At 47.5% G+C, this 25189-nt stretch carries 25 protein-coding genes; 5 read left to right on the top strand and 20 right to left on the bottom strand.

Annotation, left to right across the window (positions count from 1 at the left end):
* The first annotated feature begins 48 nt into the window (after nucleotides 1-48).
* A complete protein-coding gene (locus N179_RS08045; protein ID WP_075642597.1) occupies nucleotides 49-1371 on the top strand; it encodes a dihydrolipoyl dehydrogenase family protein in 1323 nt (440 codons plus the stop codon).
* A gap of 14 nt (nucleotides 1372-1385) precedes the next feature.
* Nucleotides 1386-1763, top strand: coding sequence for a VOC family protein (locus tag N179_RS08050; RefSeq protein WP_075642598.1), 378 nt, complete (start codon nucleotides 1386-1388; stop codon nucleotides 1761-1763).
* Between the two features lie 60 nt (nucleotides 1764-1823).
* On the opposite strand, the gene trxA is transcribed toward N179_RS08050, so the two are convergent.
* From trxA to zapA, 11 genes are all read right to left on the bottom strand, one after another.
* Entirely contained in the window at nucleotides 1824-2135 is a 312-nt protein-coding gene (trxA, locus tag N179_RS08055) for a thioredoxin (RefSeq protein ID WP_023468994.1), read from the bottom strand.
* A gap of 161 nt (nucleotides 2136-2296) precedes the next feature.
* The gene (locus N179_RS08060; protein ID WP_035396582.1) at nucleotides 2297-3262 is read right to left on the bottom strand and encodes an electron transfer flavoprotein subunit alpha/FixB family protein; all 966 of its coding nucleotides are present in this window, start codon (nucleotides 3260-3262) and stop codon (nucleotides 2297-2299) included.
* Between the two features lie 13 nt (nucleotides 3263-3275).
* The gene (locus tag N179_RS08065) at nucleotides 3276-4049 is read right to left on the bottom strand and encodes an electron transfer flavoprotein subunit beta/FixA family protein (RefSeq protein ID WP_023468996.1); all 774 of its coding nucleotides are present in this window, start codon (nucleotides 4047-4049) and stop codon (nucleotides 3276-3278) included.
* A gap of 74 nt (nucleotides 4050-4123) precedes the next feature.
* Complete coding sequence (locus tag N179_RS08070; protein ID WP_023468997.1) at nucleotides 4124-4702, bottom strand: TetR/AcrR family transcriptional regulator; 579 nt, start codon at nucleotides 4700-4702, stop codon at nucleotides 4124-4126.
* A gap of 71 nt (nucleotides 4703-4773) precedes the next feature.
* Nucleotides 4774-6447, bottom strand: coding sequence for an AMP-binding protein (locus tag N179_RS08075; RefSeq protein ID WP_075642599.1), 1674 nt, complete (start codon nucleotides 6445-6447; stop codon nucleotides 4774-4776).
* A 197-nt stretch (nucleotides 6448-6644) separates the two neighbouring features.
* Nucleotides 6645-7538, bottom strand: coding sequence for a YitT family protein (locus N179_RS08080; RefSeq protein WP_023469000.1), 894 nt, complete (start codon nucleotides 7536-7538; stop codon nucleotides 6645-6647).
* 185 nt (nucleotides 7539-7723) lie between these two features.
* Nucleotides 7724-8131, bottom strand: a complete 408-nt coding sequence (locus N179_RS08085; RefSeq protein ID WP_023469001.1) for a DUF350 domain-containing protein — start codon at nucleotides 8129-8131, stop codon at nucleotides 7724-7726.
* A gap of 10 nt (nucleotides 8132-8141) precedes the next feature.
* Entirely contained in the window at nucleotides 8142-10508 is a 2367-nt protein-coding gene (locus N179_RS08090; protein ID WP_075642600.1) for an endonuclease MutS2, read from the bottom strand.
* Complete coding sequence (gene polX, locus N179_RS08095) at nucleotides 10509-12224, bottom strand: DNA polymerase/3'-5' exonuclease PolX (protein ID WP_075642601.1); 1716 nt, start codon at nucleotides 12222-12224, stop codon at nucleotides 10509-10511.
* A 46-nt stretch (nucleotides 12225-12270) separates the two neighbouring features.
* Nucleotides 12271-12819 carry a CvpA family protein gene (locus N179_RS08100; protein ID WP_075642602.1) on the bottom strand — a complete coding sequence of 183 codons (549 nt, stop codon included), beginning with the start codon at nucleotides 12817-12819 and terminating at the stop codon, nucleotides 12271-12273.
* Between the two features lie 3 nt (nucleotides 12820-12822).
* On the bottom strand, nucleotides 12823-13059 hold the full coding sequence (zapA, locus tag N179_RS08105; protein WP_029342308.1) for a cell division protein ZapA: 237 nt from the start codon (nucleotides 13057-13059) through the stop codon (nucleotides 12823-12825).
* Nucleotides 13060-13179: 120 nt separating this feature from the next.
* Here zapA and rnhC point away from each other — a divergent pair, with 120 nt between their 5' ends.
* Complete coding sequence (gene rnhC / locus N179_RS08110; RefSeq protein ID WP_023469006.1) at nucleotides 13180-14100, top strand: ribonuclease HIII; 921 nt, start codon at nucleotides 13180-13182, stop codon at nucleotides 14098-14100.
* 22 nt (nucleotides 14101-14122) lie between these two features.
* Here the strand turns inward: rnhC and N179_RS08115 are convergent, their stop codons facing one another.
* Nucleotides 14123-15589 (bottom strand): UDP-N-acetylmuramoyl-L-alanyl-D-glutamate--2,6-diaminopimelate ligase, encoded by a 1467-nt coding sequence (locus tag N179_RS08115; protein ID WP_075642603.1) that lies wholly within the window; start codon nucleotides 15587-15589, stop codon nucleotides 14123-14125.
* A gap of 257 nt (nucleotides 15590-15846) precedes the next feature.
* Here N179_RS08115 and N179_RS08120 point away from each other — a divergent pair, with 257 nt between their 5' ends.
* Both N179_RS08120 and N179_RS08125 read left to right on the top strand, forming a co-directional pair.
* A complete protein-coding gene (locus N179_RS08120; RefSeq protein WP_023469008.1) occupies nucleotides 15847-16275 on the top strand; it encodes a MarR family winged helix-turn-helix transcriptional regulator in 429 nt (142 codons plus the stop codon).
* Nucleotides 16272-17459, top strand: coding sequence for an MFS transporter (locus tag N179_RS08125; RefSeq protein ID WP_075642604.1), 1188 nt, complete (start codon nucleotides 16272-16274; stop codon nucleotides 17457-17459). Before N179_RS08120 ends, N179_RS08125 begins: the two co-directional genes overlap by 4 nt.
* Nucleotides 17460-17523: 64 nt before the next feature.
* Here N179_RS08125 and pheT read toward each other — a convergent pair whose 3' ends face one another.
* The 8 genes from pheT to infC form a co-directional block, all read right to left on the bottom strand.
* Complete coding sequence (gene pheT / locus N179_RS08130; protein ID WP_075642605.1) at nucleotides 17524-19920, bottom strand: phenylalanine--tRNA ligase subunit beta; 2397 nt, start codon at nucleotides 19918-19920, stop codon at nucleotides 17524-17526.
* 12 nt (nucleotides 19921-19932) lie between these two features.
* Entirely contained in the window at nucleotides 19933-20955 is a 1023-nt protein-coding gene (gene pheS / locus N179_RS08135) for a phenylalanine--tRNA ligase subunit alpha (RefSeq protein ID WP_035396564.1), read from the bottom strand.
* A 308-nt stretch (nucleotides 20956-21263) separates the two neighbouring features.
* Nucleotides 21264-22049 carry a TrmH family RNA methyltransferase gene (locus tag N179_RS08140; protein ID WP_371811222.1) on the bottom strand — a complete coding sequence of 262 codons (786 nt, stop codon included), beginning with the start codon at nucleotides 22047-22049 and terminating at the stop codon, nucleotides 21264-21266.
* Entirely contained in the window at nucleotides 22024-23106 is a 1083-nt protein-coding gene (locus N179_RS08145) for a M42 family metallopeptidase (protein WP_029342316.1), read from the bottom strand. The genes N179_RS08140 and N179_RS08145 overlap by 26 nt, the downstream gene beginning before the upstream one ends.
* 12 nt (nucleotides 23107-23118) lie before the next feature.
* Nucleotides 23119-23601, bottom strand: coding sequence for a dUTP diphosphatase (locus tag N179_RS08150; RefSeq protein WP_023469014.1), 483 nt, complete (start codon nucleotides 23599-23601; stop codon nucleotides 23119-23121).
* A gap of 118 nt (nucleotides 23602-23719) precedes the next feature.
* A complete protein-coding gene (rplT, locus tag N179_RS08155) occupies nucleotides 23720-24079 on the bottom strand; it encodes a 50S ribosomal protein L20 (protein WP_012371057.1) in 360 nt (119 codons plus the stop codon).
* Between the two features lie 37 nt (nucleotides 24080-24116).
* Nucleotides 24117-24311: a 50S ribosomal protein L35 gene (rpmI, locus tag N179_RS08160; RefSeq protein WP_023469015.1), complete on the bottom strand. Its 195-nt coding sequence runs from the start codon at nucleotides 24309-24311 to the stop codon at nucleotides 24117-24119.
* A gap of 27 nt (nucleotides 24312-24338) precedes the next feature.
* A complete protein-coding gene (infC, locus tag N179_RS08165; protein WP_029342318.1) occupies nucleotides 24339-24869 on the bottom strand; it encodes a translation initiation factor IF-3 in 531 nt (176 codons plus the stop codon).
* Between the last annotated feature and the right edge of the window lie 320 nt (nucleotides 24870-25189).

Here is a 25189-nt window from a genome sequence, read left to right on the forward strand (position 1 = left end):
CGTTCGGGTAAATACCATACATTGATTATGACATACGGAGGATGAAAAATGCGTACATATGATTGCATTGTGATTGGAACGGGTTCTGCTGGAAATCAAGCGGCTTATAAATTCATCGAAAAAGGACTACGTGTTGCCATCGTTGAGAATTTCACTCCAGGAGGTACATGCGCACAGCGTGGATGTGACGCCAAAAAAATCTTATTGACGGGTAGTGAGACGAAAGATGCTGTCGAACGTTTACTCGGATACGGCGTCAAAGGATTAATTTCGATTGATTGGCGCCAATTGATGGAGCGTAAGAATGAATATACACGTGCTATTCCTGAGCAAACACGAAAACGGTACGCGGAAACGGACATCGACTATTTCCATGGAGAACCGCATTTCGTGTCTTCACATCGTCTTCGAATTGGTGAAGAAGAAATCGAAGGGAAACAGTTTTTAATCGCAACAGGTTTACGACCTCGCGAATTATCTGTACCCGGTAGTGAGCGTTTCATAACAAGTAATGAGTTTCTTGAACTGAAAGAACTTCCACGCCGACTCGTCTGCATCGGTGGCGGTTATATCTCGTTCGAGTTCGCCCATCTCGCTCGTATTGCTGGCGCAGACGTCACGATCGTCTTACGTTCTAACGCCTTAAAACAATTCGAAAGTGAATTGGTCGATGTGCTGTTAGAAGCCACACGGGCACTTGGTATCTCGATCATCAAAGAAGCAGAAGTCGTCGCTTACGAAGAGGACTCACTTCGTTTATCGAACGGTGACGTGTTGAAGACCGACGTCGTCTTGAACGCGACTGGACGTGTCGCGAGTATCGATCAGCTCGGACTTGAAACTATCGGCGTTGCACATAATGAAAAAGGAATTCACGTCAATGAATATCTCCAGTCTTCTGTGGAACATATCTATGCTGCAGGAGACGTCGCTGTCAGCGGGAATCCTGCCTTGACACCGTTCGCTGGAACCGAAGGACGACTCGCTGCTGATAACATGCTCGAAGGGAACAATCGGAAACTAGAGCTGCTTCCTGTACCTAGCGTCGTATTCACCGCGCCGAACCTCGCCCTCGTTGGTGAGACGGAAGCTGCTTTGAAAAAAGCAGGTATTCCTTATCGTGGTCGCTTGATTGATACGTCCGCTTGGCAAACGAACGCACGGATCAAGGACAGTTTCGCTCGGGCGAAAGTGCTCGTCGGGGAAGATGATCAAGTCCTTGGCGCACACTTCATCGGTGTCAATGCAGCGGAACTAGCAAACTATTTCTCGTTTGCGATGCAGCACCGGATTCCAAGTACTTCGATGCAACAGACTGGATTCGCTTACCCGACACCTGCTTCAGACATCGCTTCTTTATTCGAGGATTGACAGGAGGCTTTTGGATGATCCAATACGGCTATACGATTTTATACGTTGAAGACACGGCACGGACGCTGGCATTCTATCGAAACGTTCTTGGACTACCCGTCAAGGCGGAGCACGGGAGCTACATCGAGTTCGAGACCGGTCAGACGACACTCGCCTTCAATACGCGTGAAGACGTGCAACAGTTGATTCCGGATTACCCGATACCAAGTGGAAAAACACAACAGACGTTAGAGATTGGTTTCATCACGGATGACGTCCCGACTCTTTTTCAGAAGGTGGTGGAGGCAGGATATGAGACCATCCTCGCTCCTACTCAAAAACCATGGGGGCAAGTCGTCGCCTATGTCCTCGACCCCGATGGTCACCTGATTGAACTTTGTACGCCAATGTAATCTAAAAAAACAGACCGTTCTGCCTGTGCAGAACGGTCTGTTTTGATATGCAGGAAAGAATTAGTTAGATGTTTCAACGAATTCTTTAAGTGCGTCTTTTGGCATGAAGCCCATTGTTTTGTTGACAGGTTGTCCATCTTTGAAGAGAACGAGTGTCGGAATACTTTGAACTTGGAATGCTCCAGCTACTTCTGGGTTTGCATCTACGTCGACTTTGACGATTTTTACATCTTGCATGTCAGCATCGAGTTCTTCAAGAACAGGTGCGAGCATACGACATGGTCCACACCATGTTGCCCAAAAATCAACAAGGACGAGTCCTTCTTGTGTTTCTTCTTTAAATGATTGGCTAGTTGCGTGTACGATTGCCATTGATCATAACCTCCTAATGAGTAGATCGACCCGGTAAAAAAATGGGTGATCTCTTTATTGATTCGAGTATATCATAGCAGTCTCTTCCAACAAACGAAACTGCTCACGCGAAAAATCCGCAAAAACAACCGGCACCATGATAATGGTACCGGCCTTCAAACTTATCCGTGAACGAGCATTTTTTTGAATTCTGCTGTCAATAATGGCACGACGTCGAACAAATCTCCGACGATGCCATAGTCCGCGACAGAGAAGATGTTCGCTTCCGGGTCTTTATTGATCGCAACGATGACTTTCGCATTTGACATCCCTGCTAAGTGTTGGATCGCACCTGAGATCCCGCACGCGATATAAAGGTCCGGTGTAACGACTTTCCCCGTCTGACCGATTTGAAGGGCATAATCGCAGTAATCCGCATCACAAGCACCACGCGAAGCACCGACTGCTCCTCCGAGGACATCTGCTAGTTCTTGTAACGGTGCGAAGCCGTCCGAGCTCTTGACACCGCGTCCACCTGCGACGATGACTTTTGCCTCTGATAAGTCAACGCCGCCAGTTGCTTTGCGTACGATGTCTGCGACGATCGTCCGTAAATCCTTCAGTTCGACTGTGACCGACTCGACCGTCCCTTGTGAACTACCTGCTTCGAGTGGATCGATGTTGTTCGGGCGGACCGTAAAGAGCGTCTTGCCTTCTGCGACTTTGACTTTTTCAAATGCTTTCCCCGAGTAGATCGGGCGAACGAATGACGCATCCGCGCCTTCCCCTTCAATCGCCGTCACGTCACTGATCAAACCGGCTTGCAATTTTGCCGCGATTTTCGGTGATAGATCCTTGCCGAGCGACGTATGTCCGAAGACGAGCACGTCGGGTGACGTCCGGTTCATCAACTCGAGGAAGACTTGTCCGTAACCGTCTGGCGTGTAGTGTAGAAGACGCTCATCCTCGACGACGAGCACCTGGTCCGCTCCGCGTGATGCTAGTGCATCCGCATCCTTTGCAACATCGTGTCCAATCAGGACTGCGATGACTTCGTCAGCGACACGTCGCGCTGCTGCGATTGCCTCAAACGACACATTCCGTAAACTGCCATCCCGTGATTCTGCGAGTACTAATGCTTTTGTCATTCGTTTCTCCCCCTTAGACCACTTTTGCTTCGTTGCGTAATAATGATGCGAGCTGTGCGACTTGCTCGTTTAGTTCACCTTCAAGGATCTTACCGGCTGCTTTGTTCGGTGGTAAGAAACGCTCGATCGTCTCTAGACGTGGTGTGAGTTCGTCTTCATCCAGTTCGAGATCATCAAGTTCGAGTTCTTCTAGCGGCTTTTTCTTCGCTTTCATGATCCCCGGAAGACTTGGGTAACGTGGTTCGTTCAACCCTTGTTGCGCAGTCACGAGTAACGGAAGTGTTGTTTCGATTGTCTCCGTATCCCCTTCAGCGTCGCGTGTTACGACAGCTTTCGTACCGTCGAGCTCTAGTTTCGTGATCGTCGTCACATAAGGGATGTCGAGTAATTCTGCGACGCGTGGTGCTACTTGACCACTTCCGCCATCAACTGCGACGTTTCCGGCGATGACGAGATCAACCGTTTGTTCCTTCAAATAACCAGCGAGCACTTCAGAAATCGTGAAATGATCTGCCTCTTCGATATCATCTTCAATCGAGATGCGAACTGCTTGGTCCGCTCCCATTGCGAGTGCTGTTCGTAATTCCTTGTCCGCATCTTCCGGTCCGACCGTCACGACCGTCACCGTTCCCCCTTGTGCATCACGGACACGAATCGCTTCTTCTACCGCATACTCATCGTACGGGTTAATGATGAACTCAGCGCCATCCTCATCGATTTGACCATTCTCGAGTTGGATTGCTTCTTCCGTATCAAACGTGCGTTTCAACAGTACATAGATTTCCATCTCATGCTCCCCCTTGTCGTCTATTCACCATCATTCTTTGTATCCGCTTACATGATTGTTGTCATGAAAAGGGCTTAACTCAGCCCTTTGATCAACATCCGATGAATCCCGTCACGTGTCTCAAGCAACTCATATTTGAATCCACTTGCCATCCAGCTCGTCACGACCTCATCGATCGTTCCGAAAATCATCTGACGTGCTAATCGATAATCGAGTTCGTTTGAAAACTCACCTGTCGTCATCCCGTGCTTGACGACTCGGTCAATCAGATGCAAGTACGGTTTCAAGACGGCAGCGATGTTTTGACGCATGTCTTGGTTCGATTGACGCAATTCGATCTGCGTGACGACCGCTAAATCATAGTCGACGGATAATTGCTCGAGGTGCGCCTCGATCAATGCTGCCAATTGTTCCGTCGCTGACGTATGGCTCGCGATTTGTCCTTCGGAATATTCGATGAAACTTCCCATTTTCGCTTGGAAGAGCGAAATCAAGAGATGTTCTTTATTCTTGAAGTACAGATAAATCGTTCCATCCGCAACTCCGGCTTCCTTTGCAATGGCAGTCACTTTCGCTCCATGGTAGCCGTTCTTAGCGATGACTTTTACGGCGGCATCAATGATGCGGTCACTCTTTGACATTGTTCGTTTCATTCCACTATCTCCTAACGCATAAAATGAATGATGGTTCATTCATATTTATTCTATCATGCCATTTTATCCTGTCAACTGCTTTCTTCGAGTTGTTTGGCACGTTCTTCTTCAACGAGAACACGGCGGAGAATCTTACCAACGAACGTCTTCGGTAACTCTTGCCGGAATTCGTACTGCTTCGGTACTTTGAACGATGCTAACTGTTTACGACAGAATTGATCGAGTTCTTCTTCCGTGACCGTCATCTCATCCTTGACGACGATGAACGCCTTGACGGTCTCTCCGCGGTAGACATCTGGAACACCGATGACGACCGCTTCTTTGACGGCTGGGTGTTCATATAGGATTTCTTCGACTTCACGTGGATAAATGTTGAATCCAGAAGCAATGATTAAATCTTTTTTCCGATCGACGATTCGGAAGTAATGATCCTCACCGATATATCCAAGGTCTCCCGTATGCAACCAACCGTTTCGCAGAACCGCTTGCGTGTCTTCTGGTCGTTTCCAGTATCCTTTCATGACTTGCGGACCTGTGACGATGATCTCACCAATCTCACCTGGAGCAGCTGGTGTCTCTCCGTCTGCTTGGACGATTTTCGCTTGCGTATCGGGCACCGGAATACCGACCGTTCCAGGAATCCGACGATCCCAGATACAGTTCGTATGCGTCACCGGACTCGTTTCAGACAGACCGTATCCTTCAACGATCCGCCCACCCGTCAGCGCTTCGAATTTTTCCTGCACTTCGACAGGTAGTGGAGCTGAACCAGAAATACAGGCTTCAATCGAAGAGAGATCATACTTCTTCAGCTTCGGATGATTCAATAGACCGACATACATCGTCGGAGCACCTGGGAACAGATTCGGTTTTTCCTTATGAATCGTCTTGAGTACCTGTTCAATATCGAATTTTGGAACGATGATTTGTTCATAGGCATTAAATATGCCGAAATTGAGGTTACACGTCATGCCATAGACATGGAAATAAGGAACGACTGCTAACAGCTTCCGTCCATCTCCTCGATTATATTTATAGAACCACTTGTCAATCTGTTCGACGTTTGCACTCAAATTGAAGTGTGTCAACATGACACCTTTGGGTGCGCCTGTCGTTCCACCCGTATATTGGAGAACCGCGACGTCCTCCTTCGGTTGAATCGCGACTGGTGTAATCGGCTCATACCCCCGCAAAGATAAAAACGGAATCGAACCTGTCGTATCAATGATGATGTTGTTATCTTTCCGTGCTTTAATCGGATACAGTTTATTTTTAGGGAAGGGAAGGTAATCCGCGATACTTGTCGTCACGACCGTCTTAAGTGTCGTCGCCGCTTTGACACGAGACGCTTTCGGATAAAGTAGATCAAGCGTCACGAGTAGATGTGCTCCCGAATCGACGAGAATCTGTTCAAGTTCACGGTCTGTATAGAGTGGATTCACTTGGACGACGATACCACCTGCATAGAGAACCGCATAATAACTGATCATATACTGGGGACAGTTCGGTAACATCAGTCCGACGCGATCCCCTTTTTTTAGTCCGTGCTCTTGTAACAGGCTCCCAAGTGCGCGGGCCTCGTCACGTACTTCACGAAACGTCATACGTTTTCCTAAGAAACTCAAGGCACGTTGTTCTGGAAAATCGATCGCTGCCTCATCGAGTGCCTGATAAAGAGGTAATTCTCGATAATCAATCGATGCGGGTACTTGCTCGGGATAATCAGATAACCAAACGGATTCCATACGTTTCCCTCCCAGATAATGAATTACTATTCATTTTTATTATACGTTGATTCCAATTCGACATGCCAGTAAAATCCAAAAAAAGAAATCGAATCTGCTTGTTTTTTTTTCGATTCTTTCAATCGAGAATCATACAAAAAAGCAGTACTTCCCTTTCTCGTTTCCGAAAAAGAAGCAGCACTGCTTTTTAATAGACATCACCGGGATGGATACGTGAATCCTTCTCCAATGACTTCGCGCACTTTATGAATGACGACGAAGGCGCGGGGATCCGCTGCTTCGACGATCTGTTTCAACGGTGCCAGTTGTCGTTTATCGACGATCATATACAACATATCATTTTTTTGTTTCGTGAAATGACCGTGACTGTGAATGACCGTTGCACTACGGCCGAGCGTCTCTGTCAGGATTGTCGCGATTTCCTCTTGGCGATGACTGATGATCGTGACCGCTTCGCGGACATTCAATCCTTCGCTGACGAGATCAATCAAGTACGAACCGATGATGATCGCAATCAACGTATACAGCATCGTCTCTTCTCCGAATAGGAACCCTGATGCGCCGACGACTGCGACGTCGATGATGAACATCGAAACCGCGATACTGAGATTGAGATACTTATTCATCAATCGAGCGATGATCACACCCCCACCCGTCGTTCCTCCAGCACGAATAACAAGTCCGATTCCGACACCAATCAGAATACCCGCATAGACCGTACCAATTAAACGGCTATCCGATGATGTCGCTAGATTTGCTGTCGAAGAGAGGACAAACGATGTGACGGCGACCGAGATGACGGAGTAAAGCATCGTCTTCCGGCTAAGGAATCGATAACCGACGACGAACAGCAAAGCGTTCGCAATCAGGGAAACAAGTCCCGTATCCCAGCCATAGAGGTAGTAGAAGATGACCGTGATCCCGATCAATCCACCTTCTGATAAATCGTTTGGAATCGTAAAGTAATTGATGCCAAAGGCAAGAATGGCTGATCCAATGATGACCCAAAAAATATCCTTCCAAGAAATTAATTGCATTGCTTCAAAAGCACGGCGTCTTGTTTCTGCCGTTGTTGTTTTTCGTACGTTCATATGCGTTCCTCCTTTTTTGATTAGGCGTGGCTTCCAATAAAAATTCCGTACTGAAACGATGTCAGTACGGAATGATCACACGGTAAGACCGGTTCTTTTAATTAAATACAATCCAAAGGATACCGACGACCAAAAAGGCGATCGAAACCCCGAACATGATTTTCGCTAAACGTTCTAACACGGATTCACCCCACTAACGCTGATCCGATGACGTAGGACATGCCGATCGATAAGGCACATGAAATAATACCGACAGCAATGTTGCCATTCTCGATTTCACGGTCTACCGGCAAATTCGGTGTCAGGAATTCAAAGATCCAGTATGTCGATATCAACAGTAAGAAGCCAAAAGCACTTTCAAGAAATATCGACCCGACCCGTTCTTCCCCTTGCACAGCGAAATGAACGATATTGGCGAGTCCGATGATTTTTCCACCTGTTGCTAACGCAACGGCGATGTTGCCACTCTTGATATGTTCCCAGTTTTTATACCGGGTTGTCAACTCAAAAAGTGCAAGTCCTAAAATGATCAGTAATCCCGCGACCGAATAGAGCGCTGTCGTATAGACATAGACGTTCTCAAAAATGTTCATCCTGCTTTCCTCATTTCAGTTCGATGATCGTCACACCGTGTCCGCCTTCACCTTGTCCACCTAAGCGGTGACCTTTGACGTGACGATGACCTTTCAAGAATTCTTGGACACCTTGACGCATCGCTCCCGTACCCAGACCATGAATGACACGAATGTGGTCGTAGTTCGATAACAAAGCTTGGTCCATGAAGCGTTCGAGCTTCGTTAATCCTTCTTCGACACGGACGCCACGTAAATCCAGTTCAGCGGAAGGTGCAGATTGTTTCGTCACACTTGTTCCACCAGAACGCCCTTTTGTTTGAGGACGTTTTGGTGTACTGCCGATCTTCGCGAGATCTTCCGGTTTGACGTTCACCTTCATGATGCCGACTTGAACGGTATACTCCCCATTTGCCTGTTGGTTGATGATATAGCCTTTTTGATTAAAGGTCGTGACCTTAACTTCTTCCCCTTTATCAAAACGTGGCGTTTGGTCGTATTTCGCTTTCACTTTAGCGATCCGCTTCTCTTGCAGACTCGGCTTCGCATCTTCCAGTTTTTTACGTGCTTCGATCAATTCGTGCTCTTTGACGGCACCAGCATCACGTAATTCCTTCAAGCGCTTAATGACACCTTCCGCTTCTTTTTGAGCACGTTCGACAGCACGCGCTGCTTTTTCTTCTGCTTTTGCTAAAATCTCATTCTTCTCTTCTTGGATCTCGGCTTGTTCTTGCTCGAACTGCTCACGCTCTGCAACGAGACGTTTCTTCTCTTCTAGCAACTGAGCCTCTAACGTTTCAGCACGTTGTTTCGCTTCTTCCAATCGTTCAATCATCGTTTCGACAGACTGTGCGTCACTACCGATTTGACCACGTGCTGCGTCGATGATCCGGTCTTCGAGTCCGAGACGTTTTGAAATCTCGAACGCGTTCGAGCGTCCCGGTACACCGATGAGTAAGCGATACGTCGGACTGAGGGATTCGACATCGAATTCCATTGACGCGTTGACGACTCCTTCTCGGTTATAGCCGTACGCTTTTAATTCCGAATAGTGCGTCGTCGCTGCAACGCGTGCTCCGCGGCGTTTTACTTCATCAAGAATTGCAATCGCTAGGGCAGCCCCTTCTGTCGGGTCCGTTCCCGCTCCTAATTCATCAAACAGCACCAAACTCATGAAATCGATTTTCTCCATCATCGAGACGATGTTCGTCATGTGCGAGCTGAACGTCGACAAGTTTTGTTCAATCGACTGTTCATCCCCGATATCGGCATAAATCGCATCGAAGACACTGAGCTCCGTCTCATCTGCTGCCGGTACGTATAGTCCTGATTGCACCATCAATTGCAAAAGACCAATCGTCTTTAAGGTAACTGTCTTACCACCGGTGTTCGGACCGGTGATGACGAGTGATGTAAAATCGCCACCTAGCGAGACAGTGATCGGTACGACCTCTTCTTTTGGAATGAAGGGATGTCGTGCTTCCTTCAGAATGATATGGCGATTTTCATTCAAGCGTGGTTCGACCGCTCCGATCTGATGACCGTACAATGCTTTCGCCATGATGAAATCAAGTTCTGCTAATACATCGAGGTTGATGCGCAGCGAGTCGCCGACACTCCCGACAAGTGCTGATAATTGTGCAAGGATTCGTTCGATTTCCGCCCGTTCTTTCAAACGTGCTTCTTGAATCTCGTTGTTCGCAGAGACGACGGCTTGTGGTTCGATGAACAACGTTGCACCGGACGCCGACTGATCATGAACGATCCCGCCAAACGCTTGACGATATTCTTGTTTGACCGGGACACAGTAGCGATCATTTCGCATCGTCACGATGGCGTCAGACAGCATCTTCGCTTTACTACGTAAGACACTATCGATTTTTGAACGAACTTGTCCTTCGAGCGAACGCAACTGACTACGTAACGCTCGTAATTTATCACTTGCCGAATCTTGAACAGTTCCTTGGTCGTCAATGGCATGGCGAATCCCCTGTTCGATCTCAACGAGCTTCGTGATCTGTTCGATTCGACTGTCGAGTCGTGGTAATCGTAGATCCGGATGATCTTCGTGCAATCGTTCTTGGAACGCCTTCACTTGACGTCCTGAATAGACGACGTCTGCAACGGATAAGAGTTCACTCGTTGAAAGGACCGAACCAATTTCTGCCCGTTTGACCTCACTGCGGACATCTGTCAATCCACCGAACGGGTAACGGTCACGCAAACGGTAAACCGTCGTTGCTTCCGTCGTGACGGCTAACAACTCCTTGACCTGCTCGAACTCTTCCGCTGGACGCATCGCTCGAACGAACTGTGCTCCAAGTGAGCTTGCCGTGAACGATAACATGTTTTCTTTTAACTTCTCATATTCTAAGACGCGTAATGCGTTGGCATTCATTTAATCCACTCCTAAACGTTTTCGACCGAAGAAGGCAAGTGCTGCTTCAGCGCTCCACGTATTGATGACATCAGACGCCTCCAAATAGGCTTTACGTGCATGGAGGACTCCAAGTTTCATATCTTCTAACATTTCTGGTCGGTGTGTATCCGTATTGATCAAAATTTTCACACCAGCAGCCTTCGCTTTTGCTAGGGAACTTGCCGTCAAATCGAATCGTGCCGGGTTTGCATTCATCTCAAGCGCTGTTCCTGTCTCGGCTGCTAGTTCGATCAAGCGATCGACGTTAACGGCATAGCCCTCTCGTCTACCGATGATTCGTCCTGTCGGATGGGCAATCAGAGAAACGTAAGGATTACGACACGCATTCTCAAGCCGTTGCATGATTTCTTCTTCCGTCTGATCGAATTTCGAGTGAATCGAGGCAATGACGTAATCCATCTCTTTTAAGAAATCATCTGCATAATCGAGCGACCCATCAGGCAAGATATCCATCTCGACGCCACATAAAATCGTCATCTCGGGATGTTTCTTGCGTGCTGCTTCGATTTCGACCCGTTGCGCACGTAGACGTTCTTCCGTCAATCCATTGACGAACTTCATATACTTACTATGGTCGGTGATCGCCATCCATGTATACCCTCGTGCAGCACACGCATCGACCAGTTCTTCAACAGATAACGTGCCATCTGACCATGTCGTATGCATGTGTACATCTGCTTGAATATCCTGTTCCGTCAAAAGGCGTGACAAATCCTGTTCGAACTCTTGACGACCTGCTCGTAATTCAGGTGCGATGAACGGTAAGTCGTACCGCGCAAACAATTCTTCTTCCGTCTTCGGCTGCACTAATCCTTGCTCGGTCTCAACGCCATATTCAGAAATGCTCTCTCCTCGTTCTTTGGCGAGCTGACGCATCCGCACATTGTGATCCTTCGAACCCGTGAAGTGATGTAATGTGGATGCGTACGAAGCGTCATCGACGATTCGGAAATCAACCGCGATATAATGGACGTCTCGTTTTAAGACGAGTGATACTTTCGTGCTGCCGGCAGCGATGACTTCATCGATGAGCGACAGTTCCAAGAGTTGCTCCTTGATCCGTTCCGGTTCGTTCGTCGAGAGGATGAAATCAAGATCCTTGCACGTCTCTTCTGCTCGGCGGAAGCTTCCACCAACTTCGAAGCGAATGATTTCATCGAACGACGCAAGGGTCTGATTTAATTCCGCAACGACCTTCCGCATGACACCATACGGTAATCGTTCCGGTCGTGTTTCAAACGTTTCGAGCGCTTTGACGTACTTTTCGACCGTCTTCTTACCGAATCCAGGCATCGCTTCGACTGTACCATCCGCTAATTTCTCTGCAAAGGAATCCGCATCAATGACGCCGACTTCATGTAATTTAGCAAGTTTCTTCCCACCAAGACCCGGGATCTTCAGTAAAGCAATCAGGCCTTCTGGTACTTCTTGTTCGAGTTCCGTAAGTGTCGTACTCGTTCCTGTTTCCCGGTACTCCTCAAGAACAGCAGCCGTTCCTTTACCAATCCCCTTCATCGCCGTGAAATCCTCGATTGCCATGAAGTCAGCATCCGATGCCTCGAGGATACTTGCTGCTTTTCGGAAAGCATTGATCTTAAACGGATTTTCCCCTTTCACCTCTAGATAGACTGAGATTCGTTCCAAGTGACGCATTGCATCTTGAATTGTACGCATGTGCAATTCTCCCCTCAAAAAAAGCTCCCATTTAACGGGAGCATGTTTATTTTATCAATCCAACTTGATCCATCAGCCAATTCGCAAGGAGCGGTGTATGTTGGATGATGAAGCTTGCCAAACTCGAGTCTGCGATCGCATCCTGTATCGACTGAATCGGAACGAATGCCGCTAAGAACAAGAGCAAGAAGATGAAGATATACATCTCGATGAAGCCGAAGACGCCACCTAATAATCCTTTGACTTGTTTTAAGATCGGGACATTCGTCAACGAATCAAACATCGACAATAAGATCGCTAAGATGATTTTTGTACCGAAGAACAGGACGACGAACCAAAAGGCTTTATAGAACACTTCATCGAGTCGTGCTGAACTTGGAATTGCGAACATCGTCAAATCGATTCCCGCATCATCCAGCGTCGACGGATATGGAACCCACAAACGGAATTTCGTCGCCAGTTCCTCATAGAACGACAAGGCGACGATGAAGGAAATGATCAGGCTGAGCAAATGCCCGGCCTGCAATACGACTCCCCGTCGGACACCTGTCATGATGCCTAAGGCGAGAAGTAATAAGATAACGAAAGAAATCATAGTTTATAGTTCACCCAAATTCTTTTTTATTTTTACGTAATCACTACCAATATTAAGCGCCGCTAGGACGGCGATTTGACGAACGTCGAGTTGTGGTGCTTGTTCTCGGATTTCTCGAATTTTCGTATCGACGAGGAGACCCACTTCGCGTACGTGTTCTGGCGACTCCGTTCCGACAATCGTATAATCATTGCCTGCGATATGAATCGTCGTCCGGTTCAACCCTTCTGAATCAGCCATTTTTCTGTCCTCCTCATACTTTGCTTCTTTCATATAGTACCATCATTTTCGTTTTAGGAAAAGAAGTCCCCCATCGGTCTTAAGGATGGTATGCTTAATCCCGGAAAGGGAGGTTATCTCGTGGGAACTATCGTTTTACGCTTATCTAAAGAAAAGCAAGATCTCGTCATACAAGAGTTTAAACAAGGACAGACGAAGAGTCCACCGTATGCTCGTTTCGCCGCTAAAGTACCCGGATGTGTCATCACGATTTACAATTCTGGAAAAGTGATGTTTCAAGGAACCGAAGCCGAAACGATCGCTTCACGCTTCGGCACGGCTACACCGACTAAATCGAAGGAACCACTTGTTTCAACGTTACCAAATGGTTTTGCAGAATGGTCCGTCGCTGGCAGTGACGAAGTTGGAAAAGGCGATTTCTTCGGTCCACTCGTCGTCGTCGCTTCCTTCGTTGATCGAAAGCAGATTGCACTCCTTCGAGAACTGGGTGTACGTGACTCCAAGCACTTGAATGACACGGAGATTCGAAAGATCGCCCGTGATCTTCATGCCGTCATTCCGTACACATATCGTATCCTACACAATCCAGAATACAATCAAATGCAACGCACGATGACACAAGGAAAGATGACTGCCCTGATGCATAATGATGTCCTGCAGCGACTTCTTGACAAACTGGAGACGAAACCAGAAGCGATCTTGATAGATCAGTTTGCTGAAAAGACCGTTTACTATAAACACTTGTCTGGTGTCATCAATCCCGTTCGAGAAAATGTCTACTTCTCGACCAAGGCGGAACAACTCCATGTCGCCGTCGCTGCCTCCTCGATCATTGCTCGCGCCATCTTTTTGAAGGAGATGGACAAGTTGAGTGAAACAACAGGTGTCGTCATTCCGAAAGGTGCTGGTGCTAAAGTGGATCAAGTCGCTGCCTCACTGATTTTACGTTATGGAGCTGACAAACTTCGTGACTGGACGAAAGCCCATTTTGCGAATACGAAAAAGGCACAACAACTAGCTGCGAAACGAAACCGACCATGACCTTAACGGAATGGTCGGTTTTTTAAATGACGGACTTCCCTTCAGACAGTCGTTCTAATTCCGCAAGCAGTATGTGTTTTTCATTAAAAGGAATCGTTTTTGTACCGATTCGTTCTACCTCGTCATGACCTTTCCCGACGATGACGATGCGTTTCCCTTCGTGCGCCAGATGCGCTGCTTGTACGAGCGCTTCGTGACGGGATGTATGACACCCTACTAAATGTTCACGTGGAATATCGACGATTAACTCTTCGATGATTCGATCCGGATTCTCTGTCCTCGCATCATGGACCGTTGCGATGATGTGTTCACAATATTTACTTGCGATTCGCCCCATCTCCGCTCGTTTCGTTCGATCACGCTCTCCAGCTGCACTTAAGACGACCGATAGCGACTCTCCGGAAGAAGTGAGTGCCTGCAAACATTTTTCTAGACCATCCGGTGTATGGGCATAATCGATATAAATCTCACAAGGTGCCCAGTCCAGTCGTTCGAGTCGTCCTTTCGGCAATTCCAGTTCTGGAATATGACGAATCAACGTATAGAGGTTGGCATCGCCTGCCCGCAACAATCCCATCGCCGCCGCTAAATTCGCTGCATTGAACTCACCTAGTAAAGCTGTCGGCACACGTGTCGTCGTCTCGTCGATCCGCACATTGACGGTGTCCGTCAACCACTCGACCGCGATCTGTGACGTCCGGTGTGGTTGCGTCGTATACCAGATGACGGGTTGTAGAGGCGCAGCTTCTCGCATGACGCGACTCCAACCATCTTCTCGATTCAAGACGATGGTCCGACCATTTGACGCAGCGACTTGTTGAAACAACAAAGCTTTCGTCTTGGCGTAATCCTCCATTGAATGATGATAATCCAGATGATCATGCGTCAGGTTCGTAAATGCTGCCGAGTGGAAGGAGACTCCCTCGACTCGACCTTCGGCTAATGCGTGAGAAGACACTTCAATGATGCAATCCGTCACGCCTTTTTCAACCATTTCATACAACAGTCGATGTAAGATGATGGCTTCAGGCGTCGTATTCGGCGTCTCAATGAGTTCCTCGTCAATTCGTGCACCGACCGTGCTGATCATGCCGGCTTTCACACCTGTTGCTCGAAAGAGATCATACGCCAATTTCGTCGTCGTCGTTTTTCCGTTTGTTCCGGTTACACCGTAGACACGCATCTTTTGACTCGGTTGATCGTAAAAGCGATTCGCGACTTGACCCGCAAGTCGTTTCGTATCCGGCACGGTAACGACGGGAATCGGGCAATCCGGAAACGATCGTTCAGCTAAAATCGCCACAGCCCCGTTCTCGATTGCCTGATTGATATAATCGTGACCATCAACCGTGTAGCCGTTGATACAGATGAATAATCCGCCAGGTGTGATTTGTCGCGAATCGGTTGCGATATTCGTAATGAGTGGATTGATTGCTTCCTTTATAGTGAGTGGTAATAGTTCATTCAGAAGCTTCGCTAGTCGATTCATGATGTACTCTTCCCTTCTTGTCTCTTCTCTATGTCAAGATGAATTAGTGAACCAATCACATAAACAGTCGTATCCATTGTTTCAAGTAAATCAAATACTCTTTTACGGAACATACCCGCTTTAAGACCTGCTTAATCTTTTATCATGCTAGAAAATTATTCTCTTCAATGCTCGAAATGAGCGTTTCTTCCCTTGCACCTCTTAATCAGCTTTGATACACTCTTAAAGTTAACTAGTTAACTAAAAGGAGAAATAGGATGCTCTACACACAAGAAGATGTACTCGGACAACTATCAAAAGTCTCACGTCTCGTTAAACGAGAAATTGATGCTACCTTGCTTCCCTACTCGTTACATACGGGTCAATGGGCACTAATAAAAGCAGTCGCATTACTACAACCTGTTTCACAAGTCCAACTGGCCGATTATTTAATCATTGAAAAACCAGCTGTGACGAAAACCGTCTCACGTCTTGAGACGCTTGGTTTCATCACTCGGATAAAAGAAGGACGAACACACTTTGTCTCGTTGACACCTTTAGCCATCGAACGGTTCGACCAAATCGATGCTGCGGTCCAAGAGACCCACCAACGCTTACTCGCCTCCTTCTCCCTCACCGATCAGCAACAGCTTGGTGAATGGATGACGCACCTACTTACTCTACATCGACAGGAGGAATCTTCATGACCGCTCGGTTATTCTCGCGTCATTACATCATGACGCTGATCATTAACCTATTGCTCTTCATCACGTTTTATCTACTCAATGCCTCACTTCCTTTACTCGCTGCTAAACAGTTTCCAGTCTCCGCTTCAGCACTCGGGTGGATCGTGACGAGTTTCATCCTGGCAACCGTCTGTTCTCGTCCATTGATTGGTCACTGGTTAGATCGTTACGACTTAAAGCGCGTCTTGATGATCTCTGCAAGTCTCTTTACAGTCATGAGTATCTGCTACATGCTCGTCCTACCTTTGGAATCATTTTTTTATCTAATCATCATCCGTATCATCCACGGATTTAGTTTCGGGATGTTATCTTCTTCAATCAGCCTCGCCGTCACGACATTGATTCCAAAAACACGTCAAGGCGAAGGGATGGGCTATTTCGTCCTATCGATGAACTTGGCATCCGTCCTTGGTCCTGTCATTGGTCTTGCCTTTATTCAAGAAAAAGCATTCGTCCTGTACTTCGTGACAGTTGCTGCCCTAGCAGTCATCGCCTTGTTGTTAATGATGCGTCTACCGCTGACGAGTCAACATATTCCAAGTACTTCCGCGTTTCGTTTAAGTCAGTCCCTCTTCTTATCACGTCCGCTTTTGTTGATAGCAACTCTGTTGGCAGGCGTTGCGATTTCTAGTACATCAGCGTTTATCTCACTGTATACGGACTCGATCGGACATGTCGCATATGCTTCTTATTTTTATGCATTAGTCGCTCTCGGGATGGTCGGGATTCGACCGATTGCCGGAAAATTGTTTGATCAGCGAGGAGCTGCATTCGTGTTGTTGCCATCGTATGTTCTTTATATGATAGGCTTTGTCATTCTCGGCATGTATCCTTCATTGGTTGGTTTATTGCTTGCAGCCGTCATTATTGGAGTCGGTTCTGCTTCCATCTTCCCGGGACTTCAAACTGTCCTTTTGAACTTCGCGCCGCTTGCACAGAAAGGGAAAGCCATTTCGACCTTTTTCCTTGCTTACGACACAGGTTTTGGAATCGGTGCCTTGATTCTTGCTTCTGTCGCAAGCGGTATCGGCTATTCCAATATGTTCTTGTCCTGTAGTCTGATCGTTCTCGTAAGTGGTCTACTGTATTTCACCTTTACGAAACGACAAGCTGTGTCATCTGAAACAGAAGAACTTGCTTCTTGAATCTGTCGTCAAACGAAAACAGCCGCCTTCCTCTGAAAGGAAAGCGGCTGTTTGTTTATCCTGATTATGCGCGAAGTTCCGCATTGAACGTTTCTTTCACTGCATCTACGACTCGCTGTTGTGCTGTCGTGATTTCTTCATCGACTAACGTGCGTTCTTTGTTTTGATAACGGAGGGAGAAAGCGAATGATTTTTCATTCTCTCCAACGTTCTCACCCGTGTAGACATCGAACAATTCGATCGTCTGAAGAAGTGGACCGGCTGCTTCCGTCATGACATCGACGATGGATTGCGCCGTCACTGATCGCTCGACGACGATTGCTAAATCGCGTGTCATTGATGGGAAACGTGAGATTTCCGAGTAGACCTGCTCTTCTTTCGAACGTAGTGCCATCGCCTCTAATTCAAAGACATACACTTCTTTTAGACCATACTGTTCTTTTGACAGACCAGGATGCACTTGACCGACGAATCCGATCGCTTCTCCGTCAAGCAAAATGCGCGCCGTCCGTCCTGGGTGCATCGATGGAATGCTCGCTGCCTCGAACGTCAACGTAACACCAACTGCAGAAGCGAGTGTCTCGACGATTCCTTTCATGACGAAGAAATCTGTTTTGACGAGCGTTCCGTGCGCACGGTGTTGTTCTGACACACCGACTGCGACTCCACCGATCATTTCTTGTTCGATCGGAAGTGTCTCAAGTGACGCATCCCGTTGCAGATAAACACTGCCGAGTTCATAAAACGCGACATCGGCATGCTGTCGTGCGACGTTATGCTGCGCGACTTCAAGAAGTCCTGGAATGAGGGACGTCCGCAGTGTCGAACGTGCTTCACTGATTGGCATCGCCAGTTTGACCGGATGCAAATCTTCCCGTTCATTGAATTGCATCGCGCGTTGTTCACTCGTCAATGAATACGTAATGGCTTGCGAAAGACCCGCTCCCTGCAATGTCCGGCGTAAATGACGACGATGGATGTTCCGTTTTGGTAAGAAACCACGGCTCGCTTCAGACGGTAAGCTTGAAGTCAGTGCATCATATCCGTAGAGACGAGCGACTTCTTCCGCTAAATCAGCTGGAATTTTCAAGTCTTGGCGGCGAGTTGGTACGCTAACTGTCAAGGCATCACCCGATAATTCAACACCGAGACCAAGACGTTCGAGTAACGTTTGCATGACCGTTCCTTCAATCTCCATACCAAGACGGTGATTGATGTACGAGACACTCGCTTCAATCAAGTGATCGTTAAGCTCGAGCGTTCCTGCTTGAGCGACACCAGCCTGAACCGTTCCACCCGAGAGTTCAGCAATCAAAGTTGCAGCCCGATCGAGTGCTAACAAGACACGACGTGGATCAACGCCCTTTTCGAAACGAGCACTCGAGTCCGAGCGAAGTCCAAGAACACGGCTCGTCTTCCGGACGGAAATCGGTGCGAAGTAAGCTGATTCTAAAATGATCGATGTCGTATTTTCATCGACTTCGGTATTCGCTCCACCCATGACACCAGCAAGCGCGACCGGGTGTTCACCGTCAGTGATGACGAGCATCGAAGAATCGAGCGTCCGCTCTACTTCGTCGAGCGTCGTAAACGACTCTCCTGCGTGCGCTTGACGCACGACGATCCGTTTTCCGAGTTTTTCAGCATCAAATGAATGAAGCGGTTGACCTGTCTCGAGTAAGACGAAGTTCGTAACGTCGACGACGTTGTTGATCGGACGAATGCCGTTCGCGATCAAGCGGTTTTTTAACCAAGTCGGTGATTCTTGAATCGTGACGCCTTGAATTTCTCGTGCCGCGTAGAACGGGCAGTCCTCTGAATCAAGCGTCACGTCGACTGCCGTCGCAGTTTCTGCTTCGTTGACTTCAACGACCGGGAAAGTCGGTGTCGTATCGTAAAGCGCCGCCACTTCGTATGCGACACCATACATGCTGAGGCAGTCCGACCGGTTCGGCGTTAATCCAAGTTCGAGGATTTCATCACGTAGACCGAGTAACTCCAAAACGTCTTGTCCTGGTGTGACTGGTTCACGGAACGTATGGATTCCGTCCTGCTCATCTTCTCGGATATATTTCTTTTCGAATCCGAGTTCTTCGAGTGAACAGATCATCCCTTCCGAGACGACACCTCGTAATTTAGCACGTTTGATTTTAATACCTGGCAGGCGAGCTCCGACGCGTGCGACGATGACATCTTGTCCGACTTCGACGTTCGGTGCACCACACACGATTTGGACCGGTTCGTCTTGCCCGATGTCGACCGTCGTGACATTCAATTTATCTGCTTCTGGATGTTTTTCTTTCGTTAATACACGTCCGACGACGATGTTGTTCAACGCTTCATCCCGGACATCTACGCCTTCGACTTCGATTCCGCTCTTTGTAATCAAATCAGCCAAATCTTGTCCTGATGTGTGACTAACATCCACATATTCGTTCAACCATTGTTTTGAGACTAACATCTGCGTTCCCCCTTAAAACTGTTCGCTGAAGCGAACGTCATTCGTATAGAAGTGGCGAATATCATCGACACCGTATTTCAACATGGCAATCCGTTCGATACCCATCCCGAATGCGAAACCTGACATTTTCGTGCTATCATATTCGGCCATTTCGAGCACGTGAGGGTGAACCATTCCAGCGCCCAGAATTTCAATCCATCCCGTCTGTTTACAGATGTTACATCCTTTACCGCCACATTTGAAGCACGAGACGTCGACTTCGACGGACGGCTCCGTGAACGGGAAGAAACTTGGACGTAAGCGGACTTCACGTGCTTCACCGAACATCTGCTTCGCGAAGGCTTCAAGCGTTCCTTTTAAGTCTGCCATCGAAATCGATTCTCCGACGACGAGTCCTTCGACTTGCATGAATTGGTGCGAATGTGTCGCATCATCTTCGTCTCGACGATAGACTTTACCCGGGCAGAGAATGCGGATCGGTTCACCTTTAGAAGCGAGCATCGTCCGTGCTTGGACCGGTGACGTATGCGTTCGCATCAAAATTTCTTCCGTGATGTAGAACGAGTCTTGCATATCACGTGCCGGGTGATCCTTCGGTAAATTCAACATCTCGAAGTTGAACAGATCTTGCTCGACTTCGGGACCTTCCGCAATCGTATAACCGAGTCCGACGAAGATGTCTTCGATCTCATCCGTCACCTGTTGCAAGAGATGCGCATGACCGACCTTTTTCGGACGTCCTGGTAACGTGACGTCAATTGCTTCCGCTGCCAGTTTTGCATCCATTTCTTGTTGTTTGACAGCTGTCAGACGTTGTTCCAATTGCTCCTGGATCGCTTGACGAACCGTATTTGCGATCTCACCGACAACTGGTCGTTCTTCCGCTGATAACTTTCCCATTCCTCGTAATACTTCTGTGATTGGTCCCTTTTTCCCGAGATACTTGACTCGGACGTCATTGAGATCTTTTTGTGTTGTTGCCTGATCGACTAATGTCAACGCTTCATCGCGTAATGCTTCTAATTGCTCGCGCATCTTTCCCACTCCTTTAGTTGAAGATATAAAAAAACGTCCCTCCGGCAAATGCCGAAGGGACGATGTAAACACCGTGGTACCACCCTTGTTTGACTTTTCAATCGAAAAGTCCTCCAATTGCGCGATAACGGGCGCATCCCGTCACGATCTCTCGTGCGACTCCGGAGTGAATTCGGTTAGCAGATTCATGAAGCAGTTTTCAGTCTACGACCGCTTCTCCCTGATTGAATCGTTCCCTAACGTACTCTGTTCCATCAACGTCCATGATGTATTCCTGATGTTCACTTTAGCATGAACGCTTGTCGGTTTCAATCCACGCTTGCAAAATGATAGAGTAAAATACCAGCCGCTACTGCCGCATTCAACGACTCCGCTTTACCGCGGATCGGGATGTAGGCACGCTCATCACAATAAGAGAGCAATTCTGGCGCAACGCCTTGTGCTTCGTTCCCGATGATTAAACCGAGTGCATCCATCGGTGCGATCGTTTGATAAGACGTCGCTCCTTCTAACGCCGTGCCGATTACCGCAATTCCTTGCTCGTGCAGGGCATTGACTGCCTCTTCGAGCGGCATGGAGATGACAGGTAGATGGAACAGCGATCCTTGCGTCGCACGGATGACTTTTCCGTTATAGACGTCAACTGTTCCCGGTCCGACGACGACACCATCGAATCCAGCTGCGTCAGCTGTCCGAATCATTGTCCCGACGTTCCCTGGATCTTGTAGACGATCGAGTAACAAATAGCGTCCTCGTTCTAATTGTGCCGAAGCTTGTTTCATCTCACAGACAGCGAAGATACCTTGCGACGTTTCCGTCTCAGCCAGTACTTTGATGACGGCTTCATCGATCGTAAAGACATCGGCATTTCGTTTCCAAGAACCTGGTACTTGGTACGATTCACGCACGATCAATTCCTTGACGATTCCAGCGCGAACAGCTTCTTCAATCAGATGTTCTCCTTCGATCAAGAAACGGTTCGTCTGCAGACGTCCTTTTTTCGTTAAGAGTTTTTTCCATTGTTTAACGATTTCGTTCTTTGCTGATGCGATGTGCTTCATTATTTTATTACCCCTCGTAGATCGCTTGGACAGTCTCCGCATCAAGACGTTTTGTGACAGCAACGACTAAATCGACGGCTGCTTCGAAATCGGCTTTATGCATGATTGAGACGTTCGTATGCAGGTAACGGATCGGTACAGTCAATGCAAGTGATGGAACACCTGTATTAGACAAATGGAATTTCGCTGCATCCGTTCCGCCACCTGGTGTTAAGTCCAGTTGATACTTGATATTTTCTTCTGTTGCGACTTTCGTCACGAAATCGATCAATCCACGATGTGCGATCATCGTTGCATCGAACATGATGACTTGAACGCCTTCACCTAATTTCGACAATGCTTCACGATCGGTCATTCCTGGCGTGTCACCCGGGATACCTGTATCGACAGCAAAGGCGATTGATGGTTTCAGCAGGTGTGCGACAGTTTGAGCCCCACGTAATCCGACTTCTTCTTGAACAGTCGCTCCTGCGAAAATCGTGTTCGGATGACCGTCTGCTTTTAAGCGTTTGATTGCTTCGATTGCGATGGCACAACCAATCCGGTTGTCCCACGCTTTTGCCATCAAGAAGTTCTCATTTTTCATCACAGTAAATTCGCAATGTGGAACGACCGTATCACCCGGACGAATTCCCCAGCCGTCGACTTCTTCTTTTGATGAAGCACCGATATCGATGAACATGTCTTTAATGTCGACCGGCTTATTGCGCGCTTCCGGTGGTAAAACATGAGGTGGTTTTGCACCGATTACACCTGGAATGACTTCACCAGATGACGTCACAATATTCATACGCTGTGCCAAGAGGACCTGACCCCACCAACCGCCGAGTGGTTGGAAACGGAGGAATCCTTTTTCATCAATCTTCGTGACCATGAATCCGACTTCATCCATGTGACCCGCAATCAATACACGTGGTGCATCTTCGCCTGCGCCTTTATGTTCAGCAAAGAGACTACCGAGACCATCCTGGTGGAATGCTTCTGCATGAGGTTCTAGATATTCACGCATGAGGCTCCGGACTTCTTTTTCGTTTCCCGGTACACCTGTTGCGTCCGTGAGACGTTTTAGCATATGTAATTGTTCGTTCATCTGATTTCCTCCTTAGTAACCGTTGTCTTGTCGCACATGGTTTGCTTCATTTTTAGAAATGTAAGCCTTGAAAATCATATCCTGTGTAAAGCCTAGTGTAGCACCTAATGCAAGGTATGCACCAATTAGAACATCATAACTTTGTTCCGTCCGCGAAATCGCAAAGACGTTCGTTTTGTTATAGACGTCTAAAAAAGCATCTGTTGCTGTCAAATAGAAGTCACCTTCTGTAAAATGACTTTTCTTGTAATCAAGTGCTAAACCTAGTGAGAGTAGAAAATGGACGCCATCGACATATTCCTCAAGAATTGTGACTTGAGCGGATGGTCCCTTCTTCGACCAGAACTTAAAGCAACGTGTCTCGTTCGCAAGTTCACCGAGTTCGACCAATAAGGCGAGCAGACGCTCGTCGAATTGATTGCCTGTCAATTGATGTTCTGACTGAATCCGTTTATCCAACTGTTCTTGCATCTCAAAAAGTGTCAACCAATCCATCTTTAATTCTCCTTCTATCTAAAAAAATCATATGACCGTCTCATCGACGTGCCTTCTTATTTTATCATTAAATCGAAAAAAACGTCGGAGAATTAAATTCCCCGACGAATTGTAGAACTTAAGCGTTCAATTTTGCTTTTGCTGTATCAGCAAGTGAAGCAAATGCAGTTGCATCTGTAACTGCGAGGTCAGCGAGCATCTTACGGTTAACGTCGATACCTGCTAATTTAAGACCATGCATCATGCGGCTGTAAGAAAGACCGTTGATACGTGCTGCCGCATTGATCCGAGTGATCCAGAGGCGACGGAAGTCACGTTTCTTTTGACGACGGTCACGATAAGCGTACATGAGAGATTTCATGACTTGCTGTTTCGCAACCTTGAAGAGTGTATGTTTCGAGCCGTAGTAGCCCTTAGCTAATTTGAGTTGTTTTTTACGACGTTGACGAGTCGTATATCCGCCTTTTACGCGTGGCATATAAATTCCCTCCTAAATCTGTATACGATTGGATAAATTACTTCGCGATCATGTGACGGATGCGTTTGAAGTCACCCGTAGATACCATGCTAGCTTTACGTAATTTACGTTTCGCTTTTGTTGATTTGTTACCGAACAAGTGGCTTGTGTAAGCACGACCACGTTTCAATTTGCCAGAAGCAGTACGTTTGAAACGTTTAGAAGCACCGCGGTGCGATTTCATTTTAGGCATGAGAGATTCCCTCCTACTTCGATTCGATTAGTCTTCTTTCTTAGGAGCAAGCACGAGGAACATGCTGCGTCCTTCCATCTTCGGTCTCTGTTCCACAACACCGAACTCACTTAAATCCGTTGCGAGGCGTTCGAGAACGCGTTTACCGATTTCCGAGTGAGTGATGGCACGACCGCGGAAACGAATGCTCGCTTTCACTTTGTTACCATTCTCCAAGAATTTCTTCGCATTACGGAATTTCGTTTGGAAGTCGTTCTCCTCGATCGTCGGGCTAAGACGAACTTCTTTCATCTGAATCACTTTTTGATTCTTCCGAGTTTCTTTGTCCTTCTTTTGCATCTCGAAACGGTATTTACCGTAGTCCATGATCTTACAAACTGGCGGCGTCGCTTGTGGAGCGACCATGACGAGGTCAAGTTCCGCTTCCTCTGCGAGACGTAGCGCTTCGTTGCGTGATTGGACACCTAGTTGAGCACCATCCGCTCCGATAAGACGAACTTCCCGGGCACGGATGCTTTCATTGATTAACAGATCTTTGCTAATGGTTAGCACCTCCATCGTGCAATGCACGAAAAATGAATGATAGAAAACGCTATAAAAAAAGCGTCGGCAGTTCTTCCCGCCCACACTCATAAGGAACGTCAAAGCATAGCAGTCGCTACACATTGCGTATCTTCATGATGAACCAGTACGAGTCGTCATACATGGTGAGAAGCGGGATGCTTCTGCTTTGTTGTCATTTCACTTTGCTATCATAGCACTTGTTTTCCCGTGATGTCAAGCCGCTTTCTATGTTCTTACAGAACGTTGCTCACATACTTGATTATAATAGCAATCCTTTGACGGATAAGCAAGAAGTTTCTAACCTGTTTTTCACG

Source organism: Exiguobacterium indicum HHS 31 (assembly GCF_001939065.1).
In the GTDB taxonomy this organism is placed as follows: domain Bacteria; phylum Bacillota; class Bacilli; order Exiguobacteriales; family Exiguobacteriaceae; genus Exiguobacterium_A; species Exiguobacterium_A indicum.

Bases quoted from the DNA above. Each gene is read 5' to 3' on its own strand.
- N179_RS08115 (WP_075642603.1), bottom strand. From the start codon at position 15,589: ATGAATCGACTAGCGAAGCTTCTGAATGAACTATTACCACTCACTATA.
- N179_RS08090 (WP_075642600.1), bottom strand. From the start codon at position 10,508: ATGAATGCCAACGCATTACGCGTCTTAGAATATGAGAAGTTAAAAGAA.
- pheS (WP_035396564.1), bottom strand. From the start codon at position 20,955: ATGCGCGAGCAATTAGAAGCATTACGCGATGAAGCGTTGACATTAGTC.
- N179_RS08150 (WP_023469014.1), bottom strand. From the start codon at position 23,601: ATGGATTGGTTGACACTTTTTGAGATGCAAGAACAGTTGGATAAACGG.
- N179_RS08075 (WP_075642599.1), bottom strand. From the start codon at position 6,447: ATGGAATCCGTTTGGTTATCTGATTATCCCGAGCAAGTACCCGCATCG.
- polX (WP_075642601.1), bottom strand. From the start codon at position 12,224: ATGCGTACAATTCAAGATGCAATGCGTCACTTGGAACGAATCTCAGTC.
- N179_RS08100 (WP_075642602.1), bottom strand. From the start codon at position 12,819: ATGATTTCTTTCGTTATCTTATTACTTCTCGCCTTAGGCATCATGACA.
- N179_RS08080 (WP_023469000.1), bottom strand. From the start codon at position 7,538: ATGAACGTACGAAAAACAACAACGGCAGAAACAAGACGCCGTGCTTTT.
- infC (WP_029342318.1), bottom strand. From the start codon at position 24,869: ATGGAGGTGCTAACCATTAGCAAAGATCTGTTAATCAATGAAAGCATC.
- N179_RS08070 (WP_023468997.1), bottom strand. From the start codon at position 4,702: ATGAAACGAACAATGTCAAAGAGTGACCGCATCATTGATGCCGCCGTA.
- N179_RS08065 (WP_023468996.1), bottom strand. From the start codon at position 4,049: ATGGAAATCTATGTACTGTTGAAACGCACGTTTGATACGGAAGAAGCA.
- trxA (WP_023468994.1), bottom strand. From the start codon at position 2,135: ATGGCAATCGTACACGCAACTAGCCAATCATTTAAAGAAGAAACACAA.
- pheT (WP_075642605.1), bottom strand. From the start codon at position 19,920: ATGTTAGTCTCAAAACAATGGTTGAACGAATATGTGGATGTTAGTCAC.
- N179_RS08120 (WP_023469008.1), top strand. From the start codon at position 15,847: ATGCTCTACACACAAGAAGATGTACTCGGACAACTATCAAAAGTCTCA.
- N179_RS08125 (WP_075642604.1), top strand. From the start codon at position 16,272: ATGACCGCTCGGTTATTCTCGCGTCATTACATCATGACGCTGATCATT.
- N179_RS08085 (WP_023469001.1), bottom strand. From the start codon at position 8,131: ATGAACATTTTTGAGAACGTCTATGTCTATACGACAGCGCTCTATTCG.
- rplT (WP_012371057.1), bottom strand. From the start codon at position 24,079: ATGCCACGCGTAAAAGGCGGATATACGACTCGTCAACGTCGTAAAAAA.
- rpmI (WP_023469015.1), bottom strand. From the start codon at position 24,311: ATGCCTAAAATGAAATCGCACCGCGGTGCTTCTAAACGTTTCAAACGT.
- N179_RS08145 (WP_029342316.1), bottom strand. From the start codon at position 23,106: ATGAACGAACAATTACATATGCTAAAACGTCTCACGGACGCAACAGGT.
- N179_RS08050 (WP_075642598.1), top strand. From the start codon at position 1,386: ATGATCCAATACGGCTATACGATTTTATACGTTGAAGACACGGCACGG.
- zapA (WP_029342308.1), bottom strand. From the start codon at position 13,059: ATGGCTGATTCAGAAGGGTTGAACCGGACGACGATTCATATCGCAGGC.
- N179_RS08060 (WP_035396582.1), bottom strand. From the start codon at position 3,262: ATGACAAAAGCATTAGTACTCGCAGAATCACGGGATGGCAGTTTACGG.
- N179_RS08045 (WP_075642597.1), top strand. From the start codon at position 49: ATGCGTACATATGATTGCATTGTGATTGGAACGGGTTCTGCTGGAAAT.